Source organism: Ideonella azotifigens, from assembly GCF_006519715.1.
Taxonomy (GTDB): Bacteria; Pseudomonadota; Gammaproteobacteria; order Burkholderiales; family Burkholderiaceae_C; genus Ideonella; species Ideonella azotifigens.
This window is the reverse complement of sequence record NZ_VIDT01000279.1, coordinates 1-6,734: the sequence shown is the minus strand read 5'-3', so window position 1 is coordinate 6,734 and position 6,734 is coordinate 1. Positions and strand designations below refer to the sequence as shown.

Below are 6,734 nucleotides of genomic sequence, written 5' to 3'. Positions count from 1 at the left end.
GACCACCGGGCGCGGCGCCAGGATGGCCGCCGGCTCAGCGGTAGCTGATGCGAGGGTCGAGCCAGCCATACAGCAGATCCGCGACAAGGTTGAACAAGATCACCAGGCAGGCCAGCACGAAGGTGACTGCCATGATGACCGGCGTGTCGTTGCGCAGGATGGCGTCGATCAGCAGCGAGCCGATGCCGGGAATGCGAAAAATCTGCTCGGTGACGATGGCCCCGCCGAACACCTGCGGCATCGACAGCGCGACCAGCGTGACCACCGGGATCAGCGCATTGCGCGCCACATGGCGCAGCACCACCATGCGCTCAGGCAGGCCCTTGCTGCGCGCGGTGGTCACGTAGTCCAGCCGGATCACGTCCAGCGCCGCCGAGCGCACATAGCGCGTCCAGCCCGCCGCCTGGAACAGGCCCAGCACCAGCACCGGCATCAGCGTCTGCCGCAGTTGCTCCCACCACCAGGCCCAGCCGGTGGCGGGGATGTCGGCGCGGTAGACAAACGGCAGCCAGTCCAGCTTGATCGAGAACAGCAGGATCAGCAGCAGGCCGGTGAAGAAGGTCGGCAGCGAGAAGCCCATGAAAGCCAGCGTGTTGGCCAGCTTGTCGAACCAGGAATAAGGCCGCGTGGCGGCCATGATGCCGACCGGCAGCGCCACCGCCAGCGCCAGCAGCTGCGAGGCGCCGATCACCGCCAGCGTCACCGGCACACGCTGCCAGATCAGCGTGTCCACGTCCACGCGGCTGATGAACGAGAAGCCCCAGTCACCATGCAGCATCGCCCACAGCCAATGGCCGTAGCGCTGCCACACCGGATCGTTCAGCCCCAGGCTTTGGCGCAAGGCCTCGCGCACCTCGGGCGGCACGTTGGGATTGGTGGCCATCTCCGAAAACGGATCGCCCGGCGCCAGCGCCAGCACGGCGAACAGCACCACGCTGATGCCCAGCAAACTGGGCACCGCGAGCAGCAAACGACGGAGAAGGTACGGCCCCACGAACTTCAGGGAATCACGTTTCGCGATACCAGTCGGCCAGGCTGGCCATGTCCACGTCCCAGCCGTTCAGCGGCGCCACCATCTTGTTGCCCAGCCCGCTGACGGCCTGGCGGAACAGCAGCGGCACGACATAGCCGTCGCCACAGGCCAGGTCGTTCATGCGGATGAACAAGGCGGCACACTTGACCGGGTCCAGCTCGGTTTCCGAGGCCCGGTAGGCCTTGTCGAATTCGTCGCTGCGCCAGCGGCTCAGGTTCTGGCCCAGCCACTTGTTGCCCTTGGCCGCGATCTCCCACGAGACAAAACGTTGCATGTGCCGGTCCGGGTACGGCCGCCCCTGGCTGACCAGGTACATCTGCATGTCGGCGTAGAACTTGCCGTAGGTGTCCGGGTTGGCCACGTCCGACGAGAAGAACACGCTGGCCACGACCGACTTCAGCTCCAGCTCGATGCCAGCCTTCTGGCAGGCCTGCTTGATGATGGCCTGCACCTTCTGCCGCGGTGCGTTGATGGAAGTCTGGAACACGAACCTCAGCTTCTTGCCACCCTTCTCGCGAATGCCGTCCGCACCCCGCTTGTAGCCGGCGGCGTCGAGCACGGCGTTGGCCTTGTCGATGTTGAACTCGGGCTTCAGGTTGGCGCTGCGGAAACGCGGCGGGTTGTTGACGAAGTTCGGCGTGGCAATGCCGGCGCGGCCGAAGATGAAGTTCTGGATGCCCTGGCGGTCGATCAGCAGGCCCATGGCCTGGCGCACCGCCGGGTCGCTGAACAGCGGGTGGCGCGACTTGGCGCTGGACCGCTCGCCGTCGATCTCGGCCACCGGGTCGGCGTAGTTCAGGTAGAGCGACTCGGTCGAGCCGCCGGCAGCAAACACCACCCGGCCCTTGCCGCCCGCCTCCAGCCGTTTCAGGATCTCGTCTTCGACCAGCAGGTTCCAGGCGAAGTCGTATTCGCCGGTTTGCAGCACCGCGCGCGCCGCGGAGACGGCGTCGCCGCCGCCCTTGAGCTCCACCGTGTCGAAGAACGGCTTGTTGGGCTGGTGGTAGTTCGGGTTCAGCTCGCCGCGCACCATGTCGCCCGGCCGGAATTCGACGAACTTGTACGGCCCGGTGCCGACCGGCTTCAGGTTGGCCGGCGCCTCGCGCGACTTGGCGCCCATGTAGGGTGCAAACAGGTGCTTGGGCACCAGCTGCACGGTGGCGGTTTCGGGCCAGAACGGCGAGGGTTTGTCGAACACCACCCGCACCGTCAGTGCGTCGACCTTCTCCAGCTTCAGGCCCAGGTAGTAGCCGACGGTGTTGGTGGCGGCGGCCGGGTCGGTGGCGTACTGCCAGTTGAAGACCACGTCGTCGGCGGTGAAGGGCTGGCCATCGTGCCAGGTCACGCCCTTCTTCAGCTTCCAGGTGACGCTCTTGCCATCGGCCGAGATGCCGCCGTTTTCCTTGCTGGGCACCTCCGCCGCCAGCACCGGCACCAGGTTGCCGTCCACGTCGTAGCGGGCCAGCGCCTCGTAGAAGACGTGCGAGCCTTCTTCGTCCTTGGTGCCGGTGGCGAAATGCGGGTTCAGCAGCGTGGGGCCTTGCCACAGCAGCAGTTTCAGCGGGCCGCCGCCACCGCGTTTGGTGGGCTTGTAGGCCGGCTCGGCAGCGCCAGCCAGGCCGGCGCTGCCAAGCAGCACAGCGGCCATCGGCAGCGACAGGCCGAGCCCTGCGGCCTGGGCCAGGAAGCGGCGCCGCGGCAACGCACCGCTGCGCACCTGCTCAAGCCATTCACGCAGTTCGTTTTCTTCTTGCATCGTCGCCTCTGTTGCGAAGGGGTCAGCCGCTGCCGGCACCCAGCTCCGCGGGGCTGGGTTCGGCGCAGTGTAGCCAAGCCCTCCCAGCATGTTCGGCCGTGGGGCCGCCGGTCGCCAAGCGTGAAGCAATGCTCATGCCGCCCCGGGTTAAGCCGGATTGCCTGGCCCAACATTTGCTGGTTGCCATTGCCCGGTTCTGTACCATGGCGCACCGCGCCGACCGGCCAACCGCCGCCGATCAGCGCCTTTCCTTGGCGAACCGCCGTGATCCTGCTTTTTGCCTCGTTGTACGAAAGGTCCGCCATGTTTGCGTCCCGCCGCCTGCCTTCGCGCAGCGCCTGCCTCTTTGCCGCCGCCCTGCTGTGCGGCAGCGCCGCCACCTGGGCCGGCCCCTCGCTGGACCGCATCAAGCTGACAGGCAAGATCGTCATCGCCCACCGCGAGTCTTCGGTGCCGTTTTCGTACGTGCTGCCCGACAAGCAGCCGGTCGGCTATGCGCTGGACCTGTGCAGCCGCCTGTCGGAGGTCATCCGCAAGCGGCTGGGCCTGGCCAAGCTGCAGACCGAGTACCTGCTGGTCACCCCCGCCACCCGCGTGGCAGCCATCACCGATGGCAAGGCCGACATGGAATGCGGCGGCACCACCAACAATGCCGAGCGCCGGCAGAAGGTGGCCTTCACCGTGCCGCACTACATCACCGGCACGCGCTACATGGTGCTGGCCAACAGCAAGATCGACGACCTGAACAACTTCGGCAGCCGCAAGCTGGTTTCGACCGTTGGCACCACCGCGCTGAAGTCCATCACGCAGAACAACAACGAGCGGCTGCTGGGCATCCAGATTCTGGAGGCACCGGACCATGCCAAGGCGGTGCAGATGGTGGAAAGCGGCGAAGCCGACGGCTTCGCGATGGACGACGTGCTGCTGTTCGGCCTGAAGGCCAGCCGGCCAGAACCGGACAAGCTCAAGGTGGTGGGCAAGTTCCTGACCATCGAGCCGCTGGCCATCATGCTGCCCAAGAACGACCCGGAGCTGAAGGCCATCGTCGACGAGGAGATGAAGCGCCTGATCACCTCGCACGAAGCCGACACGATCTACGCCAAGTGGTTCCTGCAACCCATCCCGCCCAAGCAGGTCGCGCTGAACCTGCCAATGAACTACCTCTTGAAGGATTTCTGGAAGTACCCGACGGACTGGGTGCCGTTCTGAGCCTGATGCAGACGCAGAACAAGGAAACGCAGGGCCGCCCCAAGTTTCCTTGACCCCCTCGGGGGGCGGGCTGGGCGCAGCCCAGCCCTGGGGGCACACTCAGTACCCGTAGCAGCTGCGCAGCTGGGCGTAGTCGTAGAAGTGCTGCGTGCCGGGCAGCTTGGCGCCGTCGCAGGCGGCCTTGAAGTCGGTCTCGGCTTCGTTGTAGAGCATCTTCACGATGACCTGGCCGGCCTTGTTGCGGTACAGGTCCCACTGCATGTTGGCCGCCATCGGCGAGACGTCCACGCCGCGCCACGGGTTGCTGGCGTAGCTGTAGGTCTGCGCCAGCGGCACCTGCTGCAGCACGTTCTTCAGGCCCATCGCCGAGGCAAACGGGATCACCGTTTCGGCGTGCGCAAAGCGCAGCTTGGCGGCGTGCGACAGGTCGCCGGCGGCGATGGCATCCGCCTCCTTGAAGAAGTCGTCCACCAGGCCTTGTGCCATCTTCCAGGTGGCACTGCCTTTCTCGCTGAAGCCGGGGCCCTTGTCGTAGAAGTCCGAAGCGTCGTTCAGTTCGGCCACCACCTCGGCCTGGTCCTGCGGCATGTACGGCTTGAAGTTCACGCCGGCCTCGGCCTTCATGGCCGGGGCAATCGAATACAGCTCGTAGAGCAGCGCGGCCGCCGAAGCCAGGCTGTTGATTTTGGTCTTGCCGTCGCCGGTGAGTGTGGACGTGAACTTGCCGTCGTCGCTGGTGAAGCTGTAGGTGCCGGTGTTGGCAAAGCTGTAGCTGCCGTTCTCGATCTTGTCCACGAAGGCCTTGGCGAACAGCCGCTCCAGGATGACGCGGCCGGCCGCCCCCACCGCCGGGTTCGCCTGCAGCGCGGCCTGGCGCGACAGCAGGTCCGCATCGGCGCCCTTGTAGGCCTGGTAGGCCTGGCTGTCCGTGTAGGTGACGAAGTGCGGGTCGGCGGTGTTGGTCACCAGGTCGGTCGCGGCGACCAGCTTGTGGAAGTACAGCGCGAAACGGTCGGTGCCGGCCGGCTCGGCCACCGGCGTGCCCACGTCCGGGTACGGGCCGGGCGCGGCCGGCGTGGTGACCAGCTTGGCCAGACCGGGCTTGGCCGCCAGCAGGCCTTCGGTGAAGTAGTGGCCGCTGTCCACCGCGCGGTCCACGCCGGAGGTGACGACGACGACCTGGCGCGGCGCCGCCACCGAGTTGTTCGCGACCTGCTTCCAGTACGGCTGCAGGCGCGAGACCAGGCGCTGCGCCAGCGCCTTGTGCTCGCTGATGCCCAGCTGCGTCTCGTTGCCGTAGCCCGGCTTGGAGATGCCTTCCACGCCGTAGCCCAACAGGAAGTTGGCCTTCATGATCGTGTACACGTCCGGGCCGAGCGATGCGCCCAGCGGCGTCAACGCGCCATCGGCCTGGGCCTGCAGCCACATGTTGTAGACGGCCAGGTCGTACTTCAGGCTGGACAGGCCGCGCGAACCGTGGCGGGCCAGCATCTCGGTGAACACCGGCTTGAAGCCAGCCGGCGCGGCTTCGTAGGTCGAGGCCTGCTGCTGCGGCTGGTACGGTGTCTTGGTCTGGTACCAGTAGGCCGTCGTGGTGGCTGCCGTGGCGCTGAAGGCCAGCGTGAAGCCGAGGGCCAGGCACAGCGCGCGGGGAATGAAGGAGTGGGTCATCGTGAGAGCCGGTCAGCCGAATAGGCGGCCAGCTTATGAAGCACCGATGACGCGGGCGTGTCAGGCCCGCAAGCTTTACTTCAGGCCACCCGAGAGGAACTGCTTCAGCCGCTCGCTCTGCGGGCGCACCAGCACTTCCTTCGGCCTGCCTTCTTCCTCGATCAGGCCCTGGTGCACAAAGATCGCATGGTTCGCCACTTCACGGGCGAACTCCATCTCGTGCGTGACCACTAGCATGGTGCGGCCCTCTTCGGCCAGGCCGCGCATCACGCGCAGCACCTCGCCGACCAGCTCCGGGTCCAGTGCGGAAGTGGGTTCGTCGAACAGCATGACCTCCGGGTCCATCGCCAACGCGCGGGCAATCGCCACGCGCTGCTGCTCGCCGCCGGAGAGCTGCGCCGGGTAGACGTGCTGGCGGTGCGTGAGCCCCACGCGGGCCAGCAGCGCCTCGCCGCGTTCGGTGGCTTCGGCCTTGGTCTTGCCCAGCACATGGATCGGCGCCTCGATGACGTTTTCCAGCGCGGTGCGGTGCTGCCAGAGGTTGAAGCTCTGGAACACAAACGCCAGCCGCGTGCGCCAGTGCTGCAGCTGCTTCGCATCGGCCGCGCCCAGGCTGCCGTCGTGCTGGCGCTTCAGCTGCAGCACTTCGCCGTTCAAGCTCAGCGTGCCTTCGTGCGGCTGCTCCAGCAGGTTCAGGCAGCGCAGCAGCGTGCTCTTGCCCGAGCCGCTGGAGCCGATGATGGCGACCACGTCACCGCGCTGCGCCTGCAGCGACACGCCGCGCAGCACCTCGCGCTCGCCAAACTTCTTGTGCAGGTTCTGGACCTGCAGACCGCCGGAAACTTGCATGGGATGGATGGCTTTCAGGCGGACAGCAGCTTGCCCTGGCGCAGCGCCTGCTCGCCGGCCACCTTGCCCAGCGTCATGCCGGCAACGGCAAAGCGGCGCAGGTCGCGCGCGAAAAACAGGCCGGTGACGGGGCTGTTCAGCGTGGTGACGGCGCCGCTGATCGGGTCGATCAAATCCACCAGCGGCTCGCCCGCCTGCACCTCGGTGCCCGGCGGC

General features: G+C 66.8%; 5 protein-coding genes and 1 pseudogene. 1 reads left to right on the top strand and 5 read right to left on the bottom strand.

The genetic code is table 11. The annotated features are described in order from the left end of the window. Positions 1 to 34: 34 nt before the first annotated feature. Both FKP22_RS16775 and FKP22_RS16770 read right to left on the bottom strand, forming a co-directional pair. Entirely contained in the window at positions 35 to 994 is a 960-nt protein-coding gene (locus FKP22_RS16775; protein WP_141288599.1) for an ABC transporter permease, read from the bottom strand. A gap of 13 nt (positions 995 to 1,007) precedes the next feature. Next, a complete protein-coding gene (locus FKP22_RS16770; protein WP_141288598.1) occupies positions 1,008 to 2,789 on the bottom strand; it encodes a peptide ABC transporter substrate-binding protein in 1,782 nt (593 codons plus the stop codon). A gap of 303 nt (positions 2,790 to 3,092) precedes the next feature. Between FKP22_RS16770 and FKP22_RS16765 the strand changes: the two genes are divergently transcribed. Next, positions 3,093 to 3,998: an amino acid ABC transporter substrate-binding protein gene (locus FKP22_RS16765; protein WP_141288597.1), complete on the top strand. Its 906-nt coding sequence runs from the start codon at positions 3,093 to 3,095 to the stop codon at positions 3,996 to 3,998. A 99-nt stretch (positions 3,999 to 4,097) separates the two neighbouring features. Here the strand turns inward: FKP22_RS16765 and FKP22_RS16760 are convergent, their stop codons facing one another. From FKP22_RS16760 to FKP22_RS32150, 3 genes and pseudogenes are all read right to left on the bottom strand, one after another. Further along, complete coding sequence (locus tag FKP22_RS16760) at positions 4,098 to 5,669, bottom strand: histidine phosphatase family protein (protein WP_141288596.1); 1,572 nt, start codon at positions 5,667 to 5,669, stop codon at positions 4,098 to 4,100. A gap of 75 nt (positions 5,670 to 5,744) precedes the next feature. Continuing rightward, positions 5,745 to 6,518, bottom strand: a complete 774-nt coding sequence (locus tag FKP22_RS16755; RefSeq protein ID WP_141288595.1) for an ABC transporter ATP-binding protein — start codon at positions 6,516 to 6,518, stop codon at positions 5,745 to 5,747. A 14-nt stretch (positions 6,519 to 6,532) separates the two neighbouring features. Beyond that, positions 6,533 to 6,734, bottom strand: a pseudogene (locus FKP22_RS32150) (succinylglutamate desuccinylase); the annotation flags it as partial.